General features: G+C 42.1%; 22 protein-coding genes and 2 pseudogenes. 9 read left to right on the top strand and 15 right to left on the bottom strand.

Translation table 11 applies throughout. The features are described from left to right. Window positions 1–76 precede the first annotated feature (76 nt). The 3 genes and pseudogenes from EKM81_RS08590 to recQ form a co-directional block, all read left to right on the top strand. Window positions 77–235: pseudogene (locus EKM81_RS08590) on the top strand (cupredoxin domain-containing protein); the annotation flags it as partial. Further along, window positions 235–2,160: a copper-translocating P-type ATPase gene (locus EKM81_RS08585; protein ID WP_125650779.1), complete on the top strand. Its 1,926-nt coding sequence runs from the start codon at window positions 235–237 to the stop codon at window positions 2,158–2,160. The pseudogene EKM81_RS08590 and the gene EKM81_RS08585, both read left to right, overlap by 1 nt. 918 nt (window positions 2,161–3,078) lie before the next feature. Continuing rightward, on the top strand, window positions 3,079–4,860 hold the full coding sequence (gene recQ / locus EKM81_RS08580) for a DNA helicase RecQ (protein WP_125650777.1): 1,782 nt from the start codon (window positions 3,079–3,081) through the stop codon (window positions 4,858–4,860). A 498-nt stretch (window positions 4,861–5,358) separates the two neighbouring features. On the opposite strand, the gene EKM81_RS08575 is transcribed toward recQ, so the two are convergent. The 3 genes from EKM81_RS08575 to EKM81_RS08565 all read right to left on the bottom strand — a co-directional run bounded on the left by EKM81_RS08575 (window position 5,359) and on the right by EKM81_RS08565 (window position 9,086). Then, entirely contained in the window at window positions 5,359–6,390 is a 1,032-nt protein-coding gene (locus EKM81_RS08575; protein ID WP_164509269.1) for an IS30 family transposase, read from the bottom strand. A 331-nt stretch (window positions 6,391–6,721) separates the two neighbouring features. Continuing rightward, the gene (locus tag EKM81_RS08570; RefSeq protein WP_125650773.1) at window positions 6,722–7,204 is read right to left on the bottom strand and encodes an ASCH domain-containing protein; all 483 of its coding nucleotides are present in this window, start codon (window positions 7,202–7,204) and stop codon (window positions 6,722–6,724) included. 775 nt (window positions 7,205–7,979) lie between these two features. After that, on the bottom strand, window positions 7,980–9,086 hold the full coding sequence (locus tag EKM81_RS08565) for an SLC13 family permease (RefSeq protein WP_125650771.1): 1,107 nt from the start codon (window positions 9,084–9,086) through the stop codon (window positions 7,980–7,982). A 353-nt stretch (window positions 9,087–9,439) separates the two neighbouring features. Here EKM81_RS08565 and EKM81_RS08560 point away from each other — a divergent pair, with 353 nt between their 5' ends. Then, on the top strand, window positions 9,440–10,174 hold the full coding sequence (locus EKM81_RS08560; protein ID WP_164509268.1) for a CPBP family intramembrane glutamic endopeptidase: 735 nt from the start codon (window positions 9,440–9,442) through the stop codon (window positions 10,172–10,174). Between the two features lie 87 nt (window positions 10,175–10,261). Further along, window positions 10,262–10,861 (top strand): CPBP family intramembrane glutamic endopeptidase, encoded by a 600-nt coding sequence (locus EKM81_RS08555; RefSeq protein ID WP_125650767.1) that lies wholly within the window; start codon window positions 10,262–10,264, stop codon window positions 10,859–10,861. Window positions 10,862–11,062: 201 nt separating this feature from the next. Here the strand turns inward: EKM81_RS08555 and EKM81_RS08550 are convergent, their stop codons facing one another. Both EKM81_RS08550 and EKM81_RS08545 read right to left on the bottom strand, forming a co-directional pair. Then, complete coding sequence (locus EKM81_RS08550; protein WP_125650765.1) at window positions 11,063–12,382, bottom strand: MATE family efflux transporter; 1,320 nt, start codon at window positions 12,380–12,382, stop codon at window positions 11,063–11,065. Between the two features lie 417 nt (window positions 12,383–12,799). Then, complete coding sequence (locus EKM81_RS08545) at window positions 12,800–13,159, bottom strand: winged helix-turn-helix transcriptional regulator (protein ID WP_125650763.1); 360 nt, start codon at window positions 13,157–13,159, stop codon at window positions 12,800–12,802. Window positions 13,160–13,275: 116 nt separating this feature from the next. On the opposite strand from EKM81_RS08545, the gene EKM81_RS08540 reads away from it, so the two are divergent. Continuing rightward, on the top strand, window positions 13,276–14,004 hold the full coding sequence (locus tag EKM81_RS08540) for an SDR family oxidoreductase (RefSeq protein ID WP_125650761.1): 729 nt from the start codon (window positions 13,276–13,278) through the stop codon (window positions 14,002–14,004). Window positions 14,005–14,697: 693 nt separating this feature from the next. Beyond that, a complete protein-coding gene (locus tag EKM81_RS08535; protein ID WP_125650758.1) occupies window positions 14,698–14,889 on the top strand; it encodes a hypothetical protein in 192 nt (63 codons plus the stop codon). A 249-nt stretch (window positions 14,890–15,138) separates the two neighbouring features. Here the strand turns inward: EKM81_RS08535 and EKM81_RS08530 are convergent, their stop codons facing one another. The 9 genes from EKM81_RS08530 to EKM81_RS11365 form a co-directional block, all read right to left on the bottom strand. Further along, window positions 15,139–15,516, bottom strand: coding sequence for a YxeA family protein (locus tag EKM81_RS08530; protein WP_125650756.1), 378 nt, complete (start codon window positions 15,514–15,516; stop codon window positions 15,139–15,141). A gap of 449 nt (window positions 15,517–15,965) precedes the next feature. Next, window positions 15,966–17,039, bottom strand: coding sequence for an AI-2E family transporter (locus tag EKM81_RS08525; protein ID WP_125650754.1), 1,074 nt, complete (start codon window positions 17,037–17,039; stop codon window positions 15,966–15,968). A 253-nt stretch (window positions 17,040–17,292) separates the two neighbouring features. Next, window positions 17,293–18,240, bottom strand: a complete 948-nt coding sequence (locus EKM81_RS08520) for a zinc-binding dehydrogenase (RefSeq protein WP_125650752.1) — start codon at window positions 18,238–18,240, stop codon at window positions 17,293–17,295. A gap of 357 nt (window positions 18,241–18,597) precedes the next feature. Then, window positions 18,598–19,020, bottom strand: coding sequence for a hypothetical protein (locus tag EKM81_RS08515; RefSeq protein WP_125650751.1), 423 nt, complete (start codon window positions 19,018–19,020; stop codon window positions 18,598–18,600). Window positions 19,021–19,361: 341 nt separating this feature from the next. After that, complete coding sequence (locus EKM81_RS08510; RefSeq protein ID WP_125650749.1) at window positions 19,362–19,607, bottom strand: hypothetical protein; 246 nt, start codon at window positions 19,605–19,607, stop codon at window positions 19,362–19,364. Window positions 19,608–19,774: 167 nt separating this feature from the next. After that, complete coding sequence (locus tag EKM81_RS08505; RefSeq protein WP_125650747.1) at window positions 19,775–20,674, bottom strand: PhzF family phenazine biosynthesis isomerase; 900 nt, start codon at window positions 20,672–20,674, stop codon at window positions 19,775–19,777. 6 nt (window positions 20,675–20,680) lie between these two features. After that, complete coding sequence (locus EKM81_RS08500) at window positions 20,681–21,496, bottom strand: chitosanase (protein WP_125650745.1); 816 nt, start codon at window positions 21,494–21,496, stop codon at window positions 20,681–20,683. Window positions 21,497–21,529: 33 nt separating this feature from the next. Next, window positions 21,530–22,207, bottom strand: a complete 678-nt coding sequence (locus tag EKM81_RS08495) for a DNA alkylation repair protein (RefSeq protein WP_125650743.1) — start codon at window positions 22,205–22,207, stop codon at window positions 21,530–21,532. A gap of 277 nt (window positions 22,208–22,484) precedes the next feature. Then, entirely contained in the window at window positions 22,485–22,643 is a 159-nt protein-coding gene (locus EKM81_RS11365) for a hypothetical protein (RefSeq protein ID WP_225420228.1), read from the bottom strand. Between the two features lie 49 nt (window positions 22,644–22,692). On the opposite strand from EKM81_RS11365, the pseudogene EKM81_RS08490 reads away from it, so the two are divergent. After that, window positions 22,693–23,241 (top strand): annotated as a pseudogene (locus EKM81_RS08490) (SDR family NAD(P)-dependent oxidoreductase); the annotation flags it as partial. A gap of 561 nt (window positions 23,242–23,802) precedes the next feature. Here EKM81_RS08490 and EKM81_RS08485 read toward each other — a convergent pair. Then, window positions 23,803–25,209, bottom strand: a complete 1,407-nt coding sequence (locus EKM81_RS08485; protein ID WP_125650741.1) for a C69 family dipeptidase — start codon at window positions 25,207–25,209, stop codon at window positions 23,803–23,805. Window positions 25,210–25,338: 129 nt separating this feature from the next. Here EKM81_RS08485 and EKM81_RS08480 point away from each other — a divergent pair, with 129 nt between their 5' ends. After that, a complete protein-coding gene (locus EKM81_RS08480) occupies window positions 25,339–26,001 on the top strand; it encodes a B3/B4 domain-containing protein (protein ID WP_125650739.1) in 663 nt (220 codons plus the stop codon). Window positions 26,002–26,211: the final 210 nt, after the last annotated feature.

The raw sequence follows: 26,211 nt of genomic DNA, 5'->3' as shown, positions 1-26,211 counted from the left end.
TAAAGTAGAACTATATTTAGTCAAAAAAATACCTCACAATCATTAGACTCTTTGTCTAACAATTATGAGGCACTTCACTAGCTGTTTAGATCATGTGGTTTTTTCGGATTTTGGGATCAATCAAGAATTGCCACGAAATCAGCAACAAACGATTCGGATAGATACTAGTAAAGCCGGTGAATATCAGTGGGCTTGTGGCATGGACATGTTCCATGGGAAAGTGGTGATTCGTTAATGAGTATTCAGAAACGTTTTTGGGTAGCTTTAGTGCTGTCGCTGCCGATGTTAGTTGCAATGGTATTAATGCCGTTTGGCTGGCATTTACCAGGTGGCGCAGTGACGCAATTAGTTTTAACGACATTAATTATGGCTGTTGCTGCTTGGCCTTTTCTACAAAGTGCTTGGGCGTCATTTACGAAGCATCATGCTAATATGGATACCTTAGTCGCGATTGGGATGGCAACGGCTTACTTTTACAGTATTTATGCGATGCTGACACAACAGCCGGTATTTTTTGAAAGTGCGGCTTTTGTCATCACCTTTGTTCTGTTGGGACAAGTTTTTGAAGAGCGGATGCGGCGTAATGCTTCAGATGCGGTCGCAAAATTAGTTGACTTACAGGCAAAGACAGCAGAGGTCCTGCGTCATGGTGAGTTTCAGCAAATTCCTCTGGCCGAAGTGCAACTCAACGATATTATTCGGGTCAAGCCAGGACAAAAAATTCCAGTTGACGGCGTGATCACTGAAGGTGATTCCAATGTGGATGAATCGATGATTACTGGTGAAAGCATGCCAGTCACTAAAACAGTTGCTGATCAAGTGATTGGGGCAACGATGAATGGCACTGGTACTTTTCTATTTAAGGCAACTAAAATTGGCGACCAAACGATGCTTTCACAAATCGTGGAACTAGTTAAAAAGGCGCAAAATAGCCATGCGCCAATTCAAAAATTAACAGATAAAGTATCTGATATTTTCGTACCAGTTGTTTTAATATTAGCAATTGTCACTTTTCTCGTCTGGTATGTGATGTTAGGCGCCACCTTGGCTAATGCGTTGATTTTTGCAGTTTCTGTCGTGGTCATTGCTTGTCCTTGCGCATTAGGCTTAGCAACACCAACGGCTTTAATGGTCGGAACTGGTCGTGGCGCCAAGTTGGGTATCTTAATTAAGAACGGTGAAGTTTTGGAAGCCGTCAATGATGTTAAAACAGTTATTTTTGACAAAACCGGGACGATTACTGCTGGCCAACCACAAGTGACAGAGGTAGTTGGTGACCAGACTAAAGTATTGCAGGTTGCGGCTAGTCTTGAAGGGGCCTCAGAGCATCCTTTAGCAACAGCTATTTTGAAAAAGGCTGAAGATTTACAAGTTGTGCCGCAAGCAGTGACTGATTTCCGCGCCATTGAAGGTAAAGGTGTTGCCGGCTTATTGGCTGGCAAAACGGCTTTTGTTGGCAATCAGAAATTATTAACGACTGTTCACGTTACTCCAGAATTGACTGACAAAATTCAAGTACTGCAGGACCAAGCCAAAACCGTGGTCCTAGTGGGACTCGATCAAGAAATTATTGGCCTGATTGCGATTCAAGATGTTCCTAAAGCTACTTCTCAAGCGGCTATCACCAGCTTGAAAGCGCGCGGCCTGAAAACCGTCATGCTGACTGGTGATAATCAGCGCGTAGCACAAGCTGTTGCCGACCAAGTAGGAATTGATCAAGTTATTGCCGATGTTTTACCAGGCGATAAAGCAGATCAAGTCAAACAATTTCAGCAGACTGGTAAAGTGGCTTTTGTCGGTGACGGGATTAACGACGCACCAGCCTTGACCACAGCTGACGTGGGCATTGCGATGGGTTCAGGAACTGACATAGCCATTGATGCTGGTGGGATTGTTTTAGTTAAAAATGATTTACGGGATGTTGATTTGGCACTAGCTTTAAGCAAAAAAACGTTCCAACGCATTAAACTCAACCTTTTCTGGGCCTTCATTTACAATGTCCTGGGTATTCCAATTGCGGCCGGTGTATTCTTCGGTTTAGGATTAATGCTTAGTCCAGAGTTAGCTGGATTAGCAATGGCTTTTAGTTCGTTATCAGTTGTGACTAGCTCGATGTTGCTGAATCGCGCTAGAATTACGCGCCGCGCTGAGTTTATTTAACACTAATGTTCAAAGTACTAAAAAAGTGAGGTTGTTGAAACGGAATTGGTTCTGACTGCATTCCGGGCTGCTTGTCGTGGAACGCTGCCGGCATTGATTGAAGCCAATTACAAATCAAATTGTCTCCAATACAAGCCTTTGTCTAACCGCTAAAGCGGCAAGACAAATTTGGCTGCTACTCGCAAGCTCGGGCGCAAATTAAAACCATTGGCTGACGACAAGATCCCTCCATTCCGTCTGGAGTTAGGTTAGTGCGCCTCACTCTTGTTAGTGGTTAAGGCAGTTCTAGTAGAATTGATCAACTTAATTTACTCAGCAATAATAATTGAATAGTTAGACAAAAATAGCCTGTGCGGCATCTTTCGATTTTATCTCGAAAGATTGTCACACAGGTTTTGTAGTTCACTGCAATCTGATTTTCTTACAGTGGTGCTCCATTCTGTTGGTTTAGTCTACCAGGCATTGAGTAATTTGCAGCTAACTTTATTTACCAGAATTGCCTTAAGATCGATTAAATCTAAAGTGGACCAAACTAGCTCAAAACGCAGTGGAGGCCGCCGGGTTGTCAGCCAATGGTTTTAATTTGCGCCCGAGCTTGCGAGTAGCAGCCAAATTATCCTTGGCGCTTTAGCGCTTAGGATAAGGGTTGTATTTGAGATTGTTGCAAAGCAATAAGCTCAAATCAATCCCGGCCGCGTTCCACAACCCGCCGGCCGCAACGGAGTTGTCCGCTATTCCGCTTCAAACTAACATCTGATTGAAGACTAAAAACGTCTTTCCTGAAAATCTGTTCAGTTGGCGGACATGTTATAATAAATAAGTTGGCCAAAATTAATTGGCCTATTTACGTAATTAGTAATGACTTAATAATACATAGATTGGTTAGTCAAAGATTTAAAAAGTGGAAAGTTGGTTAGTATGGTTAACCTAGCAGCACAGAAAATTCTTGAGGATAAATTTGGATTTGAAACTTTTCGCCAAGGACAAGCGACGGTTATTGATCAAATTATGGCTGGAGAAAATACGCTGGCCGTTATGCCTACTGGCGGGGGAAAGTCACTTTGTTATCAAATTCCGGCATTATTATTGCCTGGGGTAACGGTGGTTGTTTCGCCGCTGATTTCTTTAATGAAAGATCAAGTTGATGCTTTGCATGAAAATGGTATTTCGGCAACGTTTATTAATAGCACCTTAGATTATCCAACGATTCGCGAGCGGTTACGTATGGCAGCAAACGCTGAAGTTAAGCTGTTGTATTTGGCACCAGAACGGTTAGATACGCCGGCTTTTCGCCAAGACTTAGGGCAATTGCAAATTAGTTTGGTGGCAGTGGATGAGGCGCATTGTATTTCGCAGTGGGGCCATGATTTCCGGCCTAGTTATTTGAATTTGGCCGCGGCTTTGGAAGATTTGCCGAGTCAACCACCAATTATTGCATTGACGGCAACGGCCACTACGCAAGTAGCAGCTGATATTTGTCAGCGTCTGCGAATTGCACCTGATCATGAGGTGAAGACTGGTTTTGCGCGGGATAATTTAGCTTTTCAAGTGATTCGTGATCAAGATAAGGATCAATTTCTATTAGATTATTTGAAATTGAATCCTGGTCAATCGGGGATAATTTATGCTAGCACGCGCAAGGAAGTTGAACGACTGACTAATTTTCTGAAAAAACACAAGATTAGCGTTGATTGTTACCATGGTGGCCTGTCTGATCAAGCACGGCGGGATGCCCAAGAGGATTTCCTATATGATCGGATTCAGGTCATGGTGGCGACCAATGCTTTTGGGATGGGCATTGATAAAAGTAACGTCCGCTTTGTCATCCATGCCCAAATTCCTGGCAGTTTGGAAGCTTATTATCAAGAGGCAGGGCGGGCTGGCCGTGATGGACTACTCAGTGATGCAATTTTACTTTTTCGGCCGCAAGATATTCAGATTCAACATTTCTTCATTGACCAATCGGAAATGGATGAGGCTTACAAAAAGACCGAGTATCAGAAACTTCAAGAAATGACGCAATATGCCAATACGCCGATGTGTTTGCAACGGTTTATTTTGCGCTATTTCGGTGATTTAAGTGATGAGGATTGTGGTCGTTGTAGTAATTGCTTGGATCAACGCGAGCTGCAAGATATTACGGTCGAAGCGCAGAAGGTGCTGTCTTGTGTGGTGCGGCTGCATAGTAATTTTGGTAAATCAATTGGGGCCCAAGTGTTGACCGGCGCTAACACGCAGCGCATTCGGCAGTTGAACTTACAGGAGTTGTCGACCTATGGCTTAATGCGGGGGAGTTCGCAGAAAAATGTCAGTGGCTTGATTGATTATTTAACGGCGGCTGGTTTTCTGAAAGCGACTGCTGGACAATATCCAGTTTTACAATTAACACAAACTGGTGCCGATGTGCTGCGGGGCAATACAAAAGTCGCGCGGAAACAAGCAGTCAAAGCCCAACGTTCCTTGCCAGAAAATGATGATTTATTTGAGAAATTACGTGCTCTACGAATGGCTTTGGCGACCGAACAAGCTGTGCCACCATTTGTCATTTTCTCTGACAAAGCCTTGCACGAAATGTCAGCCCAACGACCAGCAACTGACAGTGAATTCTTAGCAGTCAAAGGTGTCGGCCAAAATAAATTACAAAAATACGGTGAACAATTTATGGCCGTCATTCGCGATGAAGCAGTGGTCGAATCTTAGGGAAGCGACTAAAATTGCGTTGTCGTTGATTTAAGCTTTTTCTACGAAAAATCTTAAATACAAGCCTTATTCTAAACGGTAAACCGTTAAGAATAATTTCACACCTGACGCCAATCGCCTAGCAACCACCCAGATGAAACTAACAGAATTAAGCACCACTGTAAGAAAATCAGATTGCAGTGAACTACAAAGCCTGTGTGACAATCTTTCGGGATAAAACCGAAAGATGCCGCACAGGCTATTTTGGTCTAACTATTCAATTATTGCTGCTGAGTGAATTAAGTTGTTTAATCCTACTACAACTGTCTTAACCACTAACAAGGGTAAAGGTTACTAACTCAACTCCAGACGGAATGGAGGGACCGGGTTGTCAGCCGCGAAATTATTGTTAGTGCTTTAGCACTTACAATAAGCCCCAAATTGCAAGAACAAATTAGCCACACGATAAATCCTATTAAATCAGTATTTTCATTAATATTCATATTTTATGGACTTAACTTAACCGGCGGAAGCAGCGGAGAAAAGCTCTTTGGGTGTTTGATAGCCAGTTTGCCGGCGCGGTAAATTGTTTAGCTTTGACTCAACTGCTTGGATATCATGAGGACCCAAAATATCCATGGATAGACCCTTGGGTACATCGCGGCGGATCATTCGATTATGCGCTTCGTTAGTCCCACGCTCAGAGGAACGATATGGATGGGCATAATAAAGGTCAGCGACACCGGTAAGTACAGCGCCAACTTCCGAGAACTCAGCGCCATTATCGGCAGTAACTGACTTCATGATTGATCCGTATTCTTGACAGATCTTGGCCAGCTCATAGTTGACTGAATCGGCATCACGACCATCGATCAAACGTAGAATTTGGCAGCGGGATTGACGCTCGATCAGCGTTAAGATCACACTCTCTTGACCGTTGCGCTTGCCCACCACGGTGTCCAATTCGAAATGGCCGAACTCTTGGCGCTGGTCGATACTTTTAGGCCGTTCATCAATACTCCGTCCGGCCAGACGCTTGTGCTTGATCGAGTGATGATGTTTAGCACGGTGGCGCATTTTTTCGAGTAGATCAAGATTACGGACTTCAAGTAACTGGGCATCAATATAGTGGTATAGCGTCTTGGTCGAGACCATCTCCTCAGGTTGATATAAGCCTTCAAGTTTGGCCCGTCCTACTGCTGCATCAGGCGACCAACCATCTTGACGCAAATAAGTCGTAAAATAGTCGATAAAATCAGCGACACCGACGAGTTTCAAAGGTCGATGACAGTGGGCTCGATTAGCTTCGTACTTAGCTTGTGCTGTTTCTGGTGAGTATACAGCGTAATATTGGCGTTGACCATTCACTTTTTTTACTTGGTCGATCTCGCCGCGGCACAATTCATTATTGATTGTTTGATGACAAACATTAAGCGCTCTGGCAATTGCACGATTGGAATAGCCTTGGCTGTGCAGCGTAGCAATTCTGCCTCGTTCAAACGAAGTTAGGTGCTGACCTTTTTTTCTGACTGTGGTATTCTGTTCTTGCATCAAGACAATAACCTCTTTCATTGTTTGTGTAGGAACATCAATGATAACAGAGATTTGTCTGGGTGTTTTTTATTTTATCAATTAGCTAAAAGTATTTGGCTAACTTGATTATAAAACGCGCGACTTACAATAAGCCTCGAATTTGAGATTTTCGCAGAAAAGCTCAAATCGACGGCCGCCGCGTTCCACAACCCGCAGCCCGGAATGCAGTCAGAACTAATTCTGTTTCAAAACTTCACCGGGTTTTAGTGCTTTTGCACTTTGGTTTGTAATTGGCTTCAATCAATGCCGGCAGCATTCCACGACAAGTAGCCCAGAATGGCGTCAGATGCTAGTCTGTTTGCTTATCTTCACTGTCGGAGTCTTTCACTGGATAAACCACATGGAATCGTTCTAGCACCATGGTGGCAGTATCAGGATCGAATACTTTGCCAGCTTCGTCGGCGTATTCCTGAATGAAAAATTCCAAATGTACTTGGCGCCAGTAGTCGTAACTACGGTCCCCTTCGCCTTCATGATAAGCGTGATCAGCGCCGACTTCACGAAATGGCTTGATTTCAACACTATCCGTGAAAGTCACACAAATTGGTTCATTTTTACTATTTAAAATAATGTCATACGAACCAACTTGTGGTAAAGCTTCGTCGGGTTCGTACAAGTCATAAGCACTAGTCGTGGCAGTTTTGGTACCAGTTAAAACCAAATCGGCCAACGTATCAGCATCAACGCCGAATTGATAAGCACTTTGCAGTGGGGTGTTGGCGGGCAAATTTAAGGTCACTTTCGCTTGCTCGAAAAAATTATCAGGTGTCATTGTCATACCTCCAAAAAAACTATATGGCAATTATACCGCTACTTTGTGTCAATAAAAAATAGTGCCAAGATTTCCCCAAATAGGAATTGGTGGTGGCTGGGCGATTTAGAGGGCGTGGAACATGGTGGGCGTTGATTTGAGCTTATTGCTTTCAGCAACAATCTCAAATACAAGCCTTATTCTAAGCAATAAATTGCTAAGAATAATTTCACCATTGACGCCAATCGCCCAGCCACCACCAGGATGAACTAATAGTTTGATTGACAAGCTTTCTGGAGTTCAAGGAATCAGCATGTTTCATAAGTGGCGACTTTCAGTAAAACTATTTTGGCCTTACTGTTCAGGATTTACCACTAATCTAGTTGAGTCGATTAGTTCCACAATAATTGCCTGAACCACTAACAGCAGTGAAGTGCACCACCTCAACTCCAGACAGAATGGAGGGCGTGGTTGTCAGCCGCCAAATTCTCGTTGGTGCTTTAGCACTTACGAGAGGACCTGTATTGGAGACTTTGTGCAACAAAGGCTTCAATCAGTGTCGGCCGCGTTCCACAACCAGGAAGCCCGTAATGGAGTCAGAACCAATTCCGTTTTAACGCCTTCACTAGATTTTAATGATTTTGAGCTTTTACATGTAATTGGCTTAGATCAGCGCCGGCTGCGTTCTATAACCAGCAAGCCGCAATGCGGTCAGAACCTGTTCTGTTTCAACACCCACACCAGATTTTTTTGCCAGGCACTAAAAAAAGAGTTCATTTCTGAACTCTCCTTAATGCTAATATACAAAATCTAAAATCAACATGCCAACCACGCCAAGAATCGCTAAGCCGGCAACATTAAAACCGAAAAATCCGGGGATGAAATGTTTGCCGGATTTGCTACTCCAATTGGTATATTCCTTGTAGACAAGGAGGTTGCACATTGAGCCGACCATGGTGCCAAGGCCGCCAATATTGGAGCCAAGAAACAGAGCCGCTGCGTAAGTTGTGAACTTGCCGATCAGAACCGTCGTCGGTACGTTGGAAATCAGTTGACTAGAAACCAGACTGGTTAAATAAACGGAGTGCTCACTACCCATGAAGCTAGAAATCAAGCTAGAAACTTGGGGGACTTGACGAATGGCACTAATAATAATGAAAAAAACGGTAAAAGTTAGCACAATGGCGTAATCGACATTACCGACAATTTTTGGTTCCAAGCCGAAAGCTAACATCATCGCGGTAACCGCACCAACCCAGGCCGGTATCATGTTTAGAACGCCAGCAAATATTAGACCAGCAACGAGACAAGTGATAATTGTGGGGCGCGGCATAATATGGATGTCCAAAACAGGGACCGTGGGTACTGGGACTTTTTTAACGAGGAGACTTAGGAGAAATAACAACGCTAAGCTGGCGATCAATAAGGGAATCGACCAGGAGAAGAAGGTGCTGGTGGGGACGGCGTAATGATTCATCATGAAAATGTTGTGGGTGTTGCCGAAGGGGGTAAAAGCACTGCCGAAATTAGCGGCCATCCCGATTAGGGTGACGGGTAAAACTTCAGGTAGGTCGTACTTCGTCGCGATGCTCAAATAAAGGGGAATCAAGGTGAGCACGGTGACGTCGTTGGTCAGGAACATGCCAGCAACGACGGCTAGCGCCAGAAACATCCAGGTTAATTGGCGGGTGTCATTGGCGCGACTTGTCAGGCGATAAGCGCAAAAATCAAGAATATGTAGGTACTGAAAAATTTGGATCACAGTCATCATGCCGAGAATGGACCAGAGAGTTGAAAAACTGATATCGGCTAAGTGCGGTCTGGCGAAGAACAAGCTGATGACCATTAGGATCGTGGTGATTTGCAAGACACGATCTTTAGTAATGGTTTTGATTACGGACATGCTTACACGCTCCAAAAAAATTCAACACTTCTTCTATTCTGCGCTTAATTCCACCAGCACGCAATATAGCTTATGTAAAAATAATGTAAAACCTAATTAGCGACTGTTTAAATTGATGATAGTAATAATCAAACGTTGTAAGTTCAGATTATGAATCATTAGGGGAACAACATTGGGTGAATAGTAAGTCTAAAGCAATTTTTTAGGGAACTGATGGGTCTGATTGAATAGGGAAGAATGACGTGCTTATTTAATTATTGAGAGTCATTTCACGAACGGTGTGTTTCCAGTTAGTAAACTATGGTATGATAAAGCTGAATGAAAATAATTCACATACAAGAAGGCCATTAGTAATGACGGTGCAAACTTCTAGCATTTCAGTTAAAGGAATGTTGATGTCACTAAAGAATCGTCGTTACTTAAAACAAGCTATGTTGGAAAAATATCGCACAAAGATTATTTACTTAATATACGGTTTAATCTCAATACTACCGCTGATTGTGCTGGCTCAATTACCTGTACTAACTGGAAGCTCCAATACAAAACTGTTTGATAATTGGTTGATACTGATTGGCACTAGCATTACCTCAATTCTGCTCTTAAGTTTATGGTTTCGTAAGCTGAGTAATCACCCAATCGTTGCCGTTACTCATTTCAAGAAGAAGTTGATAGTTGCCGTATTATGGTGTTTGTTCTCGTTAACAATTGCGCTAATATTTCAAAATATCTTCAGAGGTTCCAACTTAATTAATGATGCGGATCATGACCAGACAGTAAAGCTATTAAAAGGTCCTTTAAAAGTTCCGATGATCATTCAGGTTAGTTTGATATCACCTATTTGCGAGGAAATAAGTTTTCGTGGGATAGTCCAAACTTATTTTGAGAAACTATTTGGTTTCAAAATTGCCATGATTCTAACGTCACTTATTTTTGCGTTATTACATGGTACTAGTCTGCAACAAATTCCGATGTTTATTTTTTCTTTGGGCTTGATTTATATGGACCATCACTTTGCGGACTTAACGACCAGTATCATGACGCATTGCCTTTACAATACTGTAGTGACTATTTTGAATTTGATTGCTTGAAAGCAGCCTTCGCTAATCTAAGAAAGTTGAGCAAATTAATTAGTTTGAGTTTGTGGTTAAACCATTATTACATCAGAGGTTAAATAAATGGATTTACATCAGCACAATACTAAATCGTTAGCATTCCAGATTGGAATAGGCATTGTCTTACCTACTTTGTTTTTAATGATTTGCAATGCGACTAGTAATCGCATCATCTTAACGCTAGATTTTAGTCTAGTGATAATTTATGTCATCTATTCCTTCGTGACTGTTTTAAAAATGAGGGTCTTACAAGTAAATTTGCGCGCCGTCGTTTTGGGAATTGTTGGCGCGGGATTAGCGGTGCTAGTTCAGGTGGCGATATCTTTCCTTACCGGACTTAAAGGTGGAACCAGCCAAGTATTAAGTCTTAATCCACTGATTATTGCACCAATAGTTTGTTTAACCGGGCCGTTATGGGAAGAATTGATTTTCAGATATACGGTTAATATTGGCTACTTCCACAATAAATTTTGGGGGATTTTAGTTTCTACAGTGTTGTTTGCGCTTTTGCATGGATCTATGTGCTGGGTCGACCTAGTTATTTATTTTTGTATGGGCCTGATTTTTAGCTTTGTTAACTGGAAAACGCCTAATATTTTATCCTCGGTAATTGCCCATAGTCTGATGAATACTATGGCCTTCATTAATTTAGTTATCCTGTAGGTGAATAATGCTAAGTTATGTCTGCTGGGTACTCATTAACTTAGCAAATGATTCTGCTTGAACGAGTTGCCCACCACCAACTTAAATGAAATAAAAAAAGCCAGTTTGACCAGCACTCTGAGTATTAATGAGCGCCAGTCGAACTGGTTTTTTTCGAATGATTTAATCAATGATGCTTAAGCTTACTGGGAGTTTTAAAAATTATACTTCTTGTTGCCGCACTTTACGATAAAGCCCCCAGCCAATGATAAAGGTTAGGCCGTCAGCAACCGCCTGAGCCCAGATAATCCCGTTCATGCCGAATAATTGGGCTAAAACAACAATGGCAATCGCGAAAATCACAGCCTGTCGGGACAGCGCCATGACTAAAGCGCTCATCGACGCGCCCACTGACTGAAAAACGGTGGTGAACACCAGAATCAGGCCGACCAGTGGTGTGGTGAACAGCATTGCCCGCAACATTAGCGTTCCCATTGATACAATAGCTTTTTGCGCCATGAATAATTTAATCAATTGGGGTGCGAAAATGATAAGAATTAAGGCGCAAATAAAAGCATAGCCAGCCTCGATTTTCATATCATAACGTAAAATAGCTTTCAGGCGGGGCCAATTTTTGGCACCGAAATTATAACCAATTAAAGGTTGAGCACCAAAAGCAAAACCGATCATGACCATCATTACAATTGAATAAATCTTCTGAATGATACCCATGGCCGCGACGGCTTGGGCACCGTAAGCAGCTAAATAACTATTTAGTACCATCATCCCGAAAGTTTGGGCCAAATTAGTTAGTGAGGCGGGAATACCGACGCCAATAATTGCTCGGAAGGTTGGTGCTGACACATGAGCAGCTTTTGGTGCTAAAGAAAGCGTTTTGGCCTTACGCATGAAAATTATCAGTAGGCCAGTATTCACTATGTAACCTAAAACATTAGCAAAAGCAACACCACTAGCACCCCAGTGGCAAACGAACAGAAAGATCGGATCAAGAATAATTGTCAAAATTGTGCCACTAAGGGTCGCAATCATCGAAAATTTCGCCAAACCTTCTGTCCGAATAATATTACCAGGCACTAAAGAAACAATAATAAAAGTTGCCCCTAAAACTAAAACACGATAAAAATCAGCTAAGTAGGGTTGAGTTGCTTTCGTGGCGCCCAATAAATGCAGGATTGGTGCTTCAAAAATCAGTAGCAAAATCGTCAAGATGATACTCAGTGCAATGGCGATATAAAAACAAAAGCTACTGATCCGACCACTTTCGGCGTAATCATGTTTGCCTAACACGCGGGAAATCACGGCGCTACCACCAAGGCCAAAAATATCGCCAATCGCCAACATGAACGTAAATAAAGGACTACCTAAAGCAATCCCAGCGACTAAATCAGCATTACCAGTTTGCGCCACAAAAAAAGTATCGGCCAAGTTGTAAACCATGGCCGCCACCATGCCGAGCACCACTGGCAAGGCTAGTTGCATATAAACTTTAGGAATTGGTGCTTTTTCAAATAATTCATCCATGAGAAAACCTCCGTCTCTGTGAGGTCTCTCGCCAATTAGTTGGTTTGCCTAAACAGAATAGTTGTGAGGAGTGGTGTACTTTTGGCGTAGCGTAACTTCGATAATTTGCTTGGGCGATATAATCGACCGAGTGAATTATCAAGTTAGGCATAGCCAATTACCACTCCGAACACGATTAAAATAAGTTGTGAGGAGTGACGGGAGGCTGCGTAGCGTAACTTCAGTTATTTGCTTGAGCTGGTGCAACCAGATCGAGTGAATTATTAAGTTAGGCATAGCAGACTGTCACTCCGAACACGATTAAATAAGTTATGAGGAGTGGCATCATAGCATGCTACCACTGCAAACATATTTTTTATCAATAGATAATGATACGCGTCGAAATTTTTTGGTGCAAGGATAATTTTCGAACGCAAATTACTCATCACACAGTTGGCGTTGGAGTAAATCATGGTCAACGTGGGCTAAACCCCAGTCGCAAATCGCGTCTAATAAGGGAATCAGTGATTGGCCCTTAGCGGTTAATTGGTATTCAACGTGGGGTTGGGCCGTTTGGAAATCATGACGGGTAATCAGCCCGGCAGTGGCTAACTCTTGCAATTGGTTGGTTAACGTTTTGTGGGAGACACTTTTAATATGGTGTTGTAAATCGGCAAACCGACAAATCTTAACTTCGGCCAGTTCGTATAAAATCATAATTTTCCACTTGCCTTGAATGAGTTGCATCGTGGCATCAAATTCGTTGAGATAGCGGGGTTGAGTACTAGTTTCTGACATCAGGAAATCCTTTCTTAAATCGTAGTTACCTAAAAGTGCGTACTTGTAGCGCTATTTATCAGCGTTTATACTAGCACTTATTGAAAATAAGCTCAATTTTTTGGAGGTAACAATAAATGAAACAACTTGTCGTTATTACAGGTGCTAGTTCTGGTTTCGGGGCAGAAATTGCCAAGATTTTCGCGGCGGATGGTTATCCACTCTTGCTATTAGGTCGGCGGCTCGAAAAACTGCAACAACTGGCTGCTAATTTTTCTGAGGTGATGGTGGCCAGTGTTGATGTGACTGACTACACCCAATTCGAAAGTGCTGTCAGAAAGGCCGAGGCAAAATATGGCCCGACTGATTTGTTGGTTAATAATGCGGGCTTGATGCTGCTGGGAAATGTTCAGAATCAAAGTCCCACAGAATGGCAGACCATGTTGAATACGAATGTGATGGGTGTGCTCAATGGCACCCAAATCGTTTTAAATGGGATGCGCCAGCGCGAACATGGGACTATTTTAAATATGTCATCACTTGCTGGTAAGAAAACGTTCGTCAATCATGCCGCCTATGTCGCCTCAAAGTTTGGTGTCCATGGCTTGTCTGAAACCATTCGCGAAGAAAACGCGTCGAAAAATGTGCGGATCATGATGGTGGCGCCAGGTGCAGCTGAAACAGAACTCCTGACCCACGTGACTAGCAAATCAGCTTTAACTGATTATCAGGCTTGGAAAGACAGTATGGGTGGCTTAACACTTGATCCAAAGCAAGTTGCGCGGACAGTGAAGTTTATGTATGACATGCCGCAAGAAGTTAACATTCGCGAAGTGGACATTGCTGCAACCCGGCAAGATGCTTGATGCTGACATTGGCAAAGCTAAAGTTTTGAAACAGAATTTATTTTGACGCCATTGCGGGCTGCGGGTTGTGGAACATGGTGGGCGTTGATTTGAGCTTATTGCTACGCAACAATCTTAAATGCAAGCCTTATTCTAAGCAATAAATTGCTAAGAATAATTTCACCATTGACAACCCGATCCCTCCATTCCGTCTGGAGCTAAAATAGGCCACCTAAGCGTTGCTTGAGGTTAAGGCAAGGCTTGCAGAATTGAACCATATCAGGCTAGTCTGTAGTAAAACTTGACTCATTAAACAACCAGTCAAGATAACTTGTTTAACTTTAAAAGACCAATTTTTAAAAAGTGAGATGTCACCATACGACTTTAAAAAAAATCCGTGTAAATCTGATTTGCTTTATCATTTCGAGAGTGGTCCCCATTGACTCACGTAGAATGACTCCCACTATCACAGTCTCAAACATCAACAATAGTGAAATGAAACACCCCAGATCCAGACGCAATAGCGTCAGACAAGTTCTGTTTCCAAACCTGCCGATGTGTTTTAGATTTGACTCACCAATTTTCTCAAAAACCAAACTTTCATTGAAAATAATGAAAAAGAGTGAGGTCCAGTCCTTTTGTTATTAGCAGAATCAACTATATTAGAGCTAACCTAGTCACTGAGTAGGTCAATCTAAGAAAGTTGATGCTGTTATGGAAAAGATTTTTAATACCCGCTGCAATTTTACTAAGGGGCTTTTAATTGTCCCGGAGCCAACGAAGATCTTTCCGCCTGATATTCCCGTGAAGGCCAAGGTGGATTTGGCAACGGGCGCGGTGACGCTTTTCGTTGCACCTGAAGATTTGCCTAAATTAAAAGGATCGGACTTAAAATTTAGCAGTTAAAAAATTTTGTTTTAAGATTGTGGGGCTTTTGCAGTGTTTACTGAGGGTTTGTTTGAGGCGCTGTGATGATGTGCTGAAAGAAAGCCACATCCTTAGCTGCAGGGTGATTGCCTAGTTCAATTTCAAGGGCCAGCATTTTTTGTTGCCATTCAGGTGTGAATTTCAGTTGATTATTTTGTGACGGTTCACGCCAATCAAAAAAGTTACTTGTTAGCTATTATACGCGCTAATGAGTAACTTTTTTTAAAATTATTTTAGTGCTTGTTGGGCTTTACTGGGAATTAAATTGAGATCGACATAACTAGGACCGGCAGTAATTCGTTTCTGGCTAACCTTCGCCTTAACGTACTTACCAACTGCTACTGGTTGCGGATTCTCACCACTCAGATCATAAGACATTTGGCGATGGGTGCCGTCGGCTAAGACCCAGTCGAAATGATAAGTATAGGAGTACAAGCCTGCCTGAACTTTGCCACTGTCGTCTTTAGTTGCTGTTTTTTTAGGACTTTCAGTCACGATTGCATAAGCATCTTGCCCTTGATAAGTGTCATGATAATATTTGTAACCAAAACCGATCACAACTGCTGCCAAAATTAACGTGATTAACCCTGAAATAATTTTCTTCATAACTTTTGTTACCTCCACTTGGTTTACTAATAGTATGTTATAGAAATTAACCGGCTAAATGAACGGCTTAAGGACTGAACTTGTCATCAGACTTAAAGCTGAGAGGCTATATTTGATTGATTCTTTCCAGCAAATTATTGGATAGAAATTGAGGTAAGGTGCTCCCTAGATTAAGTAGTTTAACGCAGCACCACTGTCAGAAAATTGTCAATCGGGCTTCAAAATTTGCTATTCAAGTATAACAATAGTTTAGCTGAGTTGAGTTGCCCCACTATAATTGCCTTAAGCACTAACAATAAATGAAGTGAACCAATTCTGTTTCTCCATCCTTAACTTGGTGGTCCCTCACTGTTAGAAAGCCTCATTTAATTTTACAATGTAAAAACCGTCCAGACTGCAGTTTGACTAAGGTCAATTACAGACTGGGCGGTTTTAAACTCGATTATGAATTATTTTGACGGATCAGAAGTCGTATCTGACGGATTTGCGGTACCGCTAGTAGTTGCTGGCGTGGGGGCTTCAATTTTTTTAACCCCGATAATATCTAGTAAGAAGGTAAATACAGGAATACCAATGATCAGGCCCCAAGTGCCAAATAAGCGCTCGCCGACTAGTAAAACAACAAAAGTGAAAAAGACGGGAAGTTTAGTGCGGCTGCTCATGAATTTCGGATTTAAAACATAGGCTTCCAGGGCGTGAATCAAAATAATCATCACCACAATTGTGGCAATACCGCGAAAACCGTCGACTGTATAAGCCACAATTGACAATGGAATAACGGAAATAATCGCGCCAGCCACGGGAATCATTGACAACAGAAAGACCATGGCTGCTAATCCGGGAATGCTAGGCATTTTTAAGAAAATCAAGGTGATTGTTGTAATCACAGTGTTGACAATTGCAATAAAGATTTGTGCCTCGATGACGACGCCGAAAGTATTAATGAATTTATCGGCGAAAAATTTCAAATCAGCGAAGAACCAACCGAATGGTGAAACCAAGAACGTTTGGCCAAAGTCCTTTAATTCATCAATACCTACGGTGAAGAAGAAACTAAGAATCAAGGATAGTAGGACGGTTACGCCCATGGCGGTGATGCTGCCCGCATATTCCAGAATTGTTGTGATTCCGGATTGCAGCTGTGTTTTTAAATTCGTTTCATCAACCAAATTCAACACCCATTGAATTGTGGCGCTGTTTTTAAACTCATCACTGTTATAAAATTTCAGAACTAGGTCGTAGAGATGAACAGATTGCTTGGCAATACTAGGCACGTAATGGATGATGACGTATAACAGGCCAATCACGATTAAAATATAAATCGGGGCGACAATCAGCCAAGCCTTAACGTGACCAAAGCGGCGAAAAAAGTTAATGGCGCGGGTCACTAAAAACGAAAAGATAAATGTCAATAAAATGATATTCATCGCACTTCGCGATAACCACAGGACTAAAACTAAACTCAATAAGACAATTAATCGTCTTAACTTAATATTGGCAACAAAACGTTCGTAAATTGACATTGGTCTCCCCCTAATTAAGGTTATTATAACACTCAGTTGCGGGCTGTCAGCTAGCAGTAAATATTAAGTGAGTGTGATAAAAGGCGGTCAGCCGGTGAACATTGACGTAAACAGAGTGTGACAAAAGGCGGTTAGCCGGTGAGCATTAACGTAAAATATCGACCAATTCGTTAGAATTGATCGATATTTTGGCGTTAAGCGGAACCGGTTGCCTTTTGAGAACACGTTTCAGTAGTCATTTTTATTAAACTGATTAAAGATCGTTGCTAACAATAACTTCACCCATGTTAGTGTTAGTCATTACAAAGTCTTGGGCTGCAGCAATTTCAGATAACGGGAAAACTTTAGTAATTGGAATTTCAATGTGATGTTGATTGATTAATTCAAACATTTCATCAACGAGGTCCTGGTCCACATCGTCAGAACCGAACGTAGTCAAATACTTATCGATTAATTCAAATGGCGAGAATTCTTTCAAGACCCATTCGCCGGCTAGCAAGCCCATCATACAGCAAGTTGCGCCCTTAGCTAAATGAGCTAAAGAATTATTCACAGTAACGGTCCCCACCATGTCGATAATCCCATCAAACTTTTGTTCAGTTTGGAGTTCATTATTGGTATCAAGGATGGCTTGATCAGCGCCGAAATCTAATAATTGTTGTAACCGTTCCGGCTTCCGCGTAGTTGCAGTAACCTTCAGGCCAATGGCTTTGGCTAATTGCAACATTGCCAAACCAACGGAAGTGGTACCGCCACGAATTAACAATTCTTGACCAGCAACTAATTTCAATGTTTTTAGGGAGCCAAAGGCAGTATAGAAAGTTTCCGGATACTGAGCAAATTTAACCCAATCGCCTTGATAATCAGCGATAAAGAAGCGGTCATTTGGTAACAAGGCGTATTCTTGTTCACTGCCATCAAATTCGCGACCAAAGCCACCATTAATGGTAAACACGCGTTGTCCAACTTTTAAACCAGAATCGGGCGTCGTCGCGTAAACTTCACCGACGGCTTCAACGCCGATCACTCGCGGAAATTTAACATCTGGTGAACCACCAGCCCGAGTTAGAACTTCATACCGATGAACGCCAAAAGCGTGAATCTTCATGACTGAATGAGTTTTGTCGGGCACTGGCATTGGCCGTTCTTCAATACTTAAAACGCTTGAATCTCCAGGTTGATTAATAACAACTGCTTTCATATTTATAATACCTCCATATTGTCAGGTGATTGTTTAACTGATAAATCTAGTGTAAACTGTCCCGTAACGTACAGGTCAAGGAAGAAATTGAAAAAATATTAATGATTCGAAAACTGGCGTCATTAGCCAGTACTATGCGCTGAACTTTACTGTTTTATGATAAAAAAATTATTTTGCTCTAAAAAAGTGATCGTTAATGGTTCTCCTTATTATGGCGCTGATCAAACTAGATAAGTTAAGTTTAATCAGCACGTTACGAAAGTTAGGCCTCAGCGTGACAAAAATTAAGATATTTTTGCACCAAGCTAGTTCGACTGAATAGGACCGACCAACAAGTAAAAACAACTTTAAATGTTATTAGTTATGCGCTAACTGGTCCATTAATTTGTCGCTAAAAAGATATAATAGTACAATGAACCAACCACAGAGAGCGCGCATTGAATCAGCAATTGCTAGGGAAGTAACCATTGCTAGATTAATTAATTGTAGCTGTTCCAGCAGAATGACTATTGAGAGCATCGCAATTATCGTTAATACTAGGCCGATTGCGATGTTGCCGATTAATTGGACTTGATTTTTGTTTAATAAACGCTGCCGTGATGGTTTCTTCCAGGTGTAGTAACGCAGACTGATGATTAAAGTACCTGTCAATAATATGATTTGCCAATTTTGCCAAGTGGCTAGACCGACTGCACGCCAGGAACTAATAATTGTCAAGCCCAATATAAATGAGATAATCGTTATAAAAATCCGCATGAAATGTCCGCTTCGTTTAGTCATAGCAGCACGTCCTCTCATCAATGTGATTATGTGAACTATCTTTATCATATCATGCCAGTAACCTGATAACTAGTTGTTAATAGCATTAAATGATCAACCAAAAGTTCAGAGTGTAACAAAAGGTGGTCAGTCGGTGATCATTAACGTAAAATATCGAACAATTCGTTAGAATTGTTCGATATTTTTGCGTTAAGCGGAACCGGCTGCCTTTTGAAAACACGTTTCAACTGGTAAAGTTCGTTTTATTTTTTCGAGAATAGGCTTTTGTCACATTCTCGTTTTTAAATTTTCAAATAAGTGTTAGCAAACCAATTAAGCTGAGTACCAATAATTTGAGAGAATTAGCGTTCATAGCGATAGAAACCAAAGGAACCAACGATCGTAAAGAAAATGACGATGAAGGGTAAGTAGGCTTGGTGCATCGGTGGTTGAACAATGGTCCAAATCATTAAAATGAGCCCAAAAGCAATATAGCCGGCAATGTAATAAGTCAGGTGTTTAATTTTTAGATTTTTCTTCAGTGAAGGCAGAGCAATCACTGTTTCTGTTAAAAGTGCGTAAATAACTAATAAAATAAATAGTAACATTCGTATTTTTCCTTTGTGGCTTAAATTAGGTAATCCTTTACCCTGATATTAGCCGGAGATTATTGTGATGTCAACAGCTACTAATTGTTAGAGCAGCATTAGTAGCAGTGAGTTGGCGCAAGGCTGGGTGAATTTAACGGGCAATTTGAGATGATGGCACTTGCTAGTTATAAGGTGAGAGTGGTCGTGAAGACGATGACTGCTTGGCCGCTAATCGCTACTGTAGTTGGCTGGCGCTGAGCTAATTGAACACAAACTTTGATTTCACCACTGCGACCATTGGGGATGCCTTGACTTGCCGTGAATTCGAGTTGCTGACCGGAGTTGTTAATTAGGTGATGTTGCAGTAGATAAGCTGCAACTGGACCATTGGCGTTACCAGTAACGGGATCTTCATTAATGCCAGCAGCAGGATTAAACATCCGACCAAAAATCAAGGGATGTTTGGCCGGATTCATGGTGAACACATAATAGCCATAACCGAGTTGCTGGCTGATTGCCGCTAACCGATTGAAATCTGGTTGTAGTTGCGCCAAGACAGTTTGGCTGTTTACGGCGATCATCACTTTGCCAACAGTACCAGCAGTGGCAATTGCTAATGGACAGTTAGGTAATTGTTGCGCGGCTTCAATGCCTAAGGCCGCTAATATTTCAGTCTGAACTGCTGGGGCAAGTGGCGCTTGCAACCGCAACAAGCCTTGTTGTAAGGTGATGACCGTCTGATCGGCTCGTTGTGAAATTGTTACTGGTAAAAGGGCGTGTTGCGTTTGGATCTGTAAAGTTTGTGAGGTTAATCGTTGTTGCATTGTTAATACAAAAATTGCCGCAATCGTCGCATGCCCACACATGGCGACTTCAGTTGTGGGGGTGAAAAAGCGTAAGCGCAGATCTGCTTGTTGCTCAGTGGCCCGGCAGACAAAGGCTGTTTCTGAATTGTTTAATTCGCTAGCAATTTGCTGCATTTGGCCAGTAGTCAAGCCATCAGCGGCTAAGACCACACCGGCTGGATTGCCTTGAAAAGGTGTGGTTGTAAAAGCATCAACTTGATAAATCGAATAGGTTGTCATTTTAAATCACCTTATTTTTAAATGATAATGGTCGCCGTACATTGTCCAAATGAGCGGCCGTTGTAGTGTGTAATTGTGCTGTTTGAGTAAAGCTTCTTGGACTTTAAGCCGTGATAAATCCTGATGAGCAGTTTCTTGACGCATAATTTTGGCGCGACATCTTAGGAAAGTTTGTAAATAATGGCGTTGGGTGCCACCTTGGCGTGGCGATTTTGCTTGTTGTAAAGCTTTTTGGCGAATCCCCCCAAAACTTGAGCGGTCGTCACCTGGACCATGGACAACTAGGGCATCATAGTAAATATATTGACCTAAGGGTCCTAAATCGTCGGCTTTAGCTGCTTGCAGGGCTGGTTTTAAATATTGTTGATTTAAAATGTCATTTTGAGCTTGAATAAGTTTGGTATCAGGGGCAGCTTGTCGCCAAGCTTGAACAAATTTGTTGCCTAGACCTCGATGACTGGCAGAACCTTGGACTTTTTTCAGGGCCGGTAGAAATGCGACTAATTTATTATGTGGTCTTAACTTGGCATAACGCTGAATTACTTGGCGCAGATCACCAGTGGCACTAGTAAAGCCAATAATACCGGCCGTATAGCCGCGACCATCGCCGATATCCTCGATGTAACCATACTGTTGTTGGTAGTGGGTCGTTGAATTCTCCGCACTGGCAACCAAGGAAAAAGTCGTGTCGCGCAATACGCCAGTTTGAATGGTCTGGTGTGAATGATAGTTCACTGGTTGTTGCTGGTGGTTACTAACGACACCAACAACTAAAACGAATAATAGTAGAACTATGCTTAAATAGCGCCATTTTACTTTCATCAGGGCAACTTCTTTCAGACTTTAGGAAATGATTTACTGCTGAGACTGCGATTGCTTCAAATATTTCTGACCTTCCCGCTGAGCTAGCTGACTTAGCTGGTGGCTTTTAATGAAATTCTTGACCCAGTCAGGATTGGTTTTACTGTACTGCCGTAACGCCCAGCCAATCGCTTTTTGAATAAAAAATTCGTTAGTCGTTAAATCAAATTCAATCGCTTGGGTTAGTAGGGTAGGGTCAACCGTGTTCTTCTCAGGTAACTGCAGGGTAATCGCAATTCGACGCATCCAGAAATTTGGTTGCTGCTGGAAAAGTTGAAAAACAGCGCGTTTCTGCTCGGGATGAATTTTTAAATAATCACTGAAAACTTTACGCCAAGCATCCACACTATCCCACCAACTTTTGATGGTAACAAATTTGGTTAGCCAAACTAAATCGACCCAAGTGCAGCACTTAATATTTTGGTTGGCCAACTGAATTGTCACGTATTGATATTCGCGGGCCGGACGCTGATACAGGGCAACAATAGCCGCTTTCAAATCAGTCGGCTGCCACTCACGACTCGCTTGCAATAGGGTCTTACTTTGCCGGTTGCGTTCCGTCGCTGGCACGCCCAGAAAAATAAATTGATTTTTCATATAGGCGGCCCTTTTAGCCGCTTGCTGGGGGTCACCAATTAATTTAAAATTTTGAATCTCAAGAGTTATCGTCATGATCAGGACCTCATTGATTTTTTAGTCGCTTACTAGCCAAATGCTGGTAAAATAAACCATGATATTGGCTGTAACGGAGAAAAATTGTCGCCATCAACCAGTTAGTGTAGTCCGACCAGTCTGTGACTATTATCTAGCCAGTGCCCGGCTACAAGCAAGTCAAAAATGTTTAAAAAAACTGGGCGCGCAACTAAAAAAACTCCTTAAAAACTAGTTAGCTGTGCGAGCCGGCCAGTTTTGCAGGGGTTTTAGCAGATATTAAGATCAGTTAAATAATTTATTGTGGTTGATAGGCGTGATCTTTGACCATGCCGATCACGTCTAAATAAGCCTTTTTCAAATAGTAACCGCTGCGAATCAAACCACTAATACGCTGAACGTTATCAATCATTTGCTCATATTGTTGTTCGGTGATTGCCGCTATTTTAGCTGGCAATTTGTCAAAGCCAGCTGATCAAGCGCGATTATTTGCAGAAGTATCTGATATAGATATTTTAGTCAATAATATGGGAATTTTCCAACCAATGGCTTATTTTGACATTGATGATGCAACTTGGAATAAGTTCTTTGAGGTCAATGTTTTGGCGGGCAATGCATTAGCTCGGTTTTATTTACCTAAAATGCTTAAGCGCGATTTTGGCCGGATTATCTTTATTGCCAGTGAAGAGGCAGTGATGCCATCTGGAGAAATGCCCCAATACAGCATGACTAAGTCGATGAACCTATCATTGGCCAAAAGCTTATCGAAATTAACAGTCGCAACTCATGTGACTGTCAATACGATTATGCCTGGTTCAACGTTGACTGAGGGTGTGGCCCAAATGTTGCATGATATGTACGCCGACACTGATTTACCAGAGGATCAGTGGGAAGCAGACTTTATGAAAAATCACCGGTCTCGTTCACAAATTCAACGACTCATTCGGCCTGAAGAAATTGGTCGCTTCACAGCTTTTGTTGCTAGTCCTGACCATGGTGCTTTTTCAGGTGAAGCTTTACGCATGGATGGCGGTCTCGTGCCAACAATTTTCTAAACAGGTTTGATAGTTGCAATAACTTGTCTAATTCAGCACTAGCTTTGATTTGTAGTACACAGGTTAAATGATTTTAGGCAGAATAGTGGATAGCTAGTGCCAAATCTTCTCCGATTTGGAGAGGTGGTTGCTGGACGATTTTGCGGACGCAAGCAGTGGATTAAATCTAAAGTTGGTTTTGGGCAAAATAATAGACAACTCCGTTGCGGCCGGCGGGTTGTGGGACGGTTCTTAGACTGGTGCCAAGTCTTCCCCAATTTGTGGAGGTGGTTTCTGGGCGATTTAGAGGGCGTGGAACGGCGTGGCCATTGATTTGAGCTTATTGCGTTAGCAATAAGCTCAAATCAATCCCGGCCGCGTTCCACAACCCGCAGCCCGGAATGCAGTCAAAACCAATTCTATTTTGACAGATTCACTAGTTTTAGTACCTTGAGCTTTGGTCTGTAATTGACATTAATCGATGTCGGCCGCGTTCCACAACCCACAGCCCGGAATGCAGTCAAAACCAATTCCGTTTCAGCATCTCACCAGGTTTTAGCACTTCTAGACACTATTAAGACCTTAGTCATTCAAAGTGAACTGCAATTTCATTTGCCCTTCACCAAGACTAAGCATTTGTCCTAATAACTTATTAGCATTAGCTTGAGTCAGATTAGCCATCTTTTCATTGATGCTAGCTAAGTAGCCTGGCAAGTCTTCTTGACTAGCGGCTTTAGCGTCGGCTTCATGTTGTAAATTGCGGCAAGCAGCAACGCTATGTTCTTCGAAGAGGTTTTCCTGATCTTCGTACAAACCGAAGTTGCTATCACCAATTAAGGCCATGACATTGCTTAACCAATACATCTTTGTGGGATCACATTCGCCAGTGGTACCGCGGTAACTCTCGGGTGTATCAAAGACGTTGGCATAGAATGGCACAACTGAGTTGAAGGTGTTGGGACCAAAGGCCAGCCAGTGAATTGCAGCAATTTCACTCGGAACATCATTCCGAATTTGTAGAATATGCAGTTCTTGATTTCGATTGATACCAATTGGCCGGTATTGTTTCTTTTCTGCTTCAGTACCGGTTCCATAAGGATCATAAGGCGTATTTTGATAGTGTGAACTTAAAACGAACTTAATATCCTCAACACTAATTTTCCGGTTAGTCCGGCAAATAAATGGCAAATCTTGGTCATTAGGTTCGGTGTCGAATTCAGGGTTGAAATACTTTTGAACGTACCAAGCCCGGGCATTATTGTAGCGCGTATCTTTAATCGTGGCGCTGCCAAAAATATGCCGTAAATTAACTTGGTCCGGATCAGGATTTAAGTGATTTTTGACGATTAGTTCTGGCAAGTCGGCCGCAAATAAAGTGTCATCAGAATCGAAGTCAAATTGGTCGATGTTTAAACGATTGGGAGCAACCACATAAGCATCGTCGGGAATCCGGATGGCAGCCCAATGATGACCACCAATTGATTCAAAATACCAAACTTCGTTATTATCAGAGAAGGCCATTGCGTTCATTTCATAAGTGCCGTATTTTTCAAGGAAAGCACCTAAGCGTTGAACGCCTTCGCGAGCTGAATGGATGTAAGGTAAGACAATCGTTGTGAAATCTTCTTCGCCAACACCATTGTCAACTAATGGATCAACACCTAAAATCCGGGAGTTGCTAGTAATTGTTTCAGTGGCCGTCATTGCGACATTTTCACTGTTGATTCCGGCTGCGGCCCAAATACCATGATCATCAGTAGCATCAGGTGTTGAGGTATAGCGTAAAGGATTATCAGGTAAGTCGAAATTAACCGAACTTAGCACAGCTTGATAATGACGCGGTTGATCAGCAGGATTAACGACGACAAATTTTTCTGGATTAAGTGGCGCGTAACCATCTTCGTTACGGGCGATAATCGTTGAGCCATCAAGGGATGCCTTTTTTCCAACTAAGAAAGTGGTACAAGAACCTTTAATACGTTTAGTCATTATTTGTTGCCTCCAATAGGAAAAGTTTACTTACTTATTGTAGACTTTTCTATAGGCAATTGCGACTAGCTGCGTTCACGAAATAATTCGGTATAATAGAGTTGATTAGCAGGAGAGGATGAGTCAATTATGGAGATTACTATTAGTCCGGAACTACAGCGTCTTTGCCCAGCAGCGCGGCTATTAACGTTACGCTATCATACAAAAGTTACCGCAGCCAATGATTTATTAACTAGTGCGCTAGACGATAAGATCACTAGCTTAGCTGATAAAATTACATTACCAGAAATAGCTAAGTTTACTGAGATTGCAGCAACTCGTACGGCTTATAAGGCCTTGGGCAAGTCACCATCACAATATCGTAATGCTGCCGAAGCCATGTTACGGCGAGTAGTAAAGGGTCAGGGTTTATATCGCATTAATAATGTGGTTGATCTGAATAATCTGATGTCGATTAGTAGCGGTTGGTCGATTGGCTCCTATGATTGTCAACAAATTCAAGGACCAATTACTTGGCAACGCGCCCCAGAAAAGTCGACGTACGCTGGAATTGGCAAGTCAGATTTGAATATTGAGTTTTTACCAACTTTAGCTGATAAATCAGGGCTGTTTGGCAATCCAACTAGTGACAGTCAACGCACCATGGTTACTGAGCAGACAACAGAAGTCTTAACAGTCGTCTATACCTTCTCAGAACAAGCCGATTTAAATGAACTAGGCGCAGACTATCGTAATTATTTGCAAGAAATGTTAGCAGTAACTGATGTTGAAATTGCCGTAGTTGGCGAGTAGCTGATATTTAGAAGATAATTTTCAAGCAAAAGAAGTTAGTGTAATAAAAGAGAGTGTGACAAAAGGCGGTCAGCTGGTAAGTATTAATGTAAAGTGCCGAACAATTCATTGGAATTGCTCGGCATTTTTGCGTTTCTTATGTAGAAATGCAACCACAAGTTTTACTTGTGGGGGTCAGAGAAGCTTTAGCGAAAAAAACATCCTTTCAGT

Origin of the sequence: Lapidilactobacillus gannanensis (genome assembly GCF_003946675.1) — a bacterium.
Taxonomy (GTDB): Bacteria; Bacillota; Bacilli; order Lactobacillales; family Lactobacillaceae; genus Lapidilactobacillus; species Lapidilactobacillus gannanensis.
This window is presented reverse-complemented; position numbering and strand designations above follow the sequence as displayed.

What these genes read in the sequence shown, in the direction of transcription:
- recQ (WP_125650777.1), top strand. Translation starts at nt 3,079, where the DNA reads ATGGTTAACCTAGCAGCACAGAAAATTCTTGAGGATAAATTTGGATTT.
- EKM81_RS08485 (WP_125650741.1), bottom strand. Translation starts at nt 25,209, where the DNA reads ATGACTAAACGTATTAAAGGTTCTTGTACCACTTTCTTAGTTGGAAAA.
- EKM81_RS08570 (WP_125650773.1), bottom strand. Translation starts at nt 7,204, where the DNA reads ATGACACCTGATAATTTTTTCGAGCAAGCGAAAGTGACCTTAAATTTG.
- EKM81_RS08550 (WP_125650765.1), bottom strand. Translation starts at nt 12,382, where the DNA reads ATGGATGAATTATTTGAAAAAGCACCAATTCCTAAAGTTTATATGCAA.
- EKM81_RS08555 (WP_125650767.1), top strand. Translation starts at nt 10,262, where the DNA reads ATGGATTTACATCAGCACAATACTAAATCGTTAGCATTCCAGATTGGA.
- EKM81_RS08510 (WP_125650749.1), bottom strand. Translation starts at nt 19,607, where the DNA reads ATGTTACTATTTATTTTATTAGTTATTTACGCACTTTTAACAGAAACA.
- EKM81_RS08505 (WP_125650747.1), bottom strand. Translation starts at nt 20,674, where the DNA reads ATGACAACCTATTCGATTTATCAAGTTGATGCTTTTACAACCACACCT.
- EKM81_RS08530 (WP_125650756.1), bottom strand. Translation starts at nt 15,516, where the DNA reads ATGAAGAAAATTATTTCAGGGTTAATCACGTTAATTTTGGCAGCAGTT.
- EKM81_RS08565 (WP_125650771.1), bottom strand. Translation starts at nt 9,086, where the DNA reads ATGTCCGTAATCAAAACCATTACTAAAGATCGTGTCTTGCAAATCACC.
- EKM81_RS08480 (WP_125650739.1), top strand. Translation starts at nt 25,339, where the DNA reads ATGGAGATTACTATTAGTCCGGAACTACAGCGTCTTTGCCCAGCAGCG.
- EKM81_RS08585 (WP_125650779.1), top strand. Translation starts at nt 235, where the DNA reads ATGAGTATTCAGAAACGTTTTTGGGTAGCTTTAGTGCTGTCGCTGCCG.
- EKM81_RS08520 (WP_125650752.1), bottom strand. Translation starts at nt 18,240, where the DNA reads ATGAAAGCAGTTGTTATTAATCAACCTGGAGATTCAAGCGTTTTAAGT.
- EKM81_RS08515 (WP_125650751.1), bottom strand. Translation starts at nt 19,020, where the DNA reads ATGACTAAACGAAGCGGACATTTCATGCGGATTTTTATAACGATTATC.
- EKM81_RS08500 (WP_125650745.1), bottom strand. Translation starts at nt 21,496, where the DNA reads ATGAAAGTAAAATGGCGCTATTTAAGCATAGTTCTACTATTATTCGTT.
- EKM81_RS08560 (WP_164509268.1), top strand. Translation starts at nt 9,440, where the DNA reads ATGACGGTGCAAACTTCTAGCATTTCAGTTAAAGGAATGTTGATGTCA.
- EKM81_RS08575 (WP_164509269.1), bottom strand. Translation starts at nt 6,390, where the DNA reads ATGCAAGAACAGAATACCACAGTCAGAAAAAAAGGTCAGCACCTAACT.
- EKM81_RS08495 (WP_125650743.1), bottom strand. Translation starts at nt 22,207, where the DNA reads ATGACGATAACTCTTGAGATTCAAAATTTTAAATTAATTGGTGACCCC.
- EKM81_RS08525 (WP_125650754.1), bottom strand. Translation starts at nt 17,039, where the DNA reads ATGTCAATTTACGAACGTTTTGTTGCCAATATTAAGTTAAGACGATTA.
- EKM81_RS08540 (WP_125650761.1), top strand. Translation starts at nt 13,276, where the DNA reads ATGAAACAACTTGTCGTTATTACAGGTGCTAGTTCTGGTTTCGGGGCA.
- EKM81_RS08545 (WP_125650763.1), bottom strand. Translation starts at nt 13,159, where the DNA reads ATGTCAGAAACTAGTACTCAACCCCGCTATCTCAACGAATTTGATGCC.
- EKM81_RS08535 (WP_125650758.1), top strand. Translation starts at nt 14,698, where the DNA reads ATGGAAAAGATTTTTAATACCCGCTGCAATTTTACTAAGGGGCTTTTA.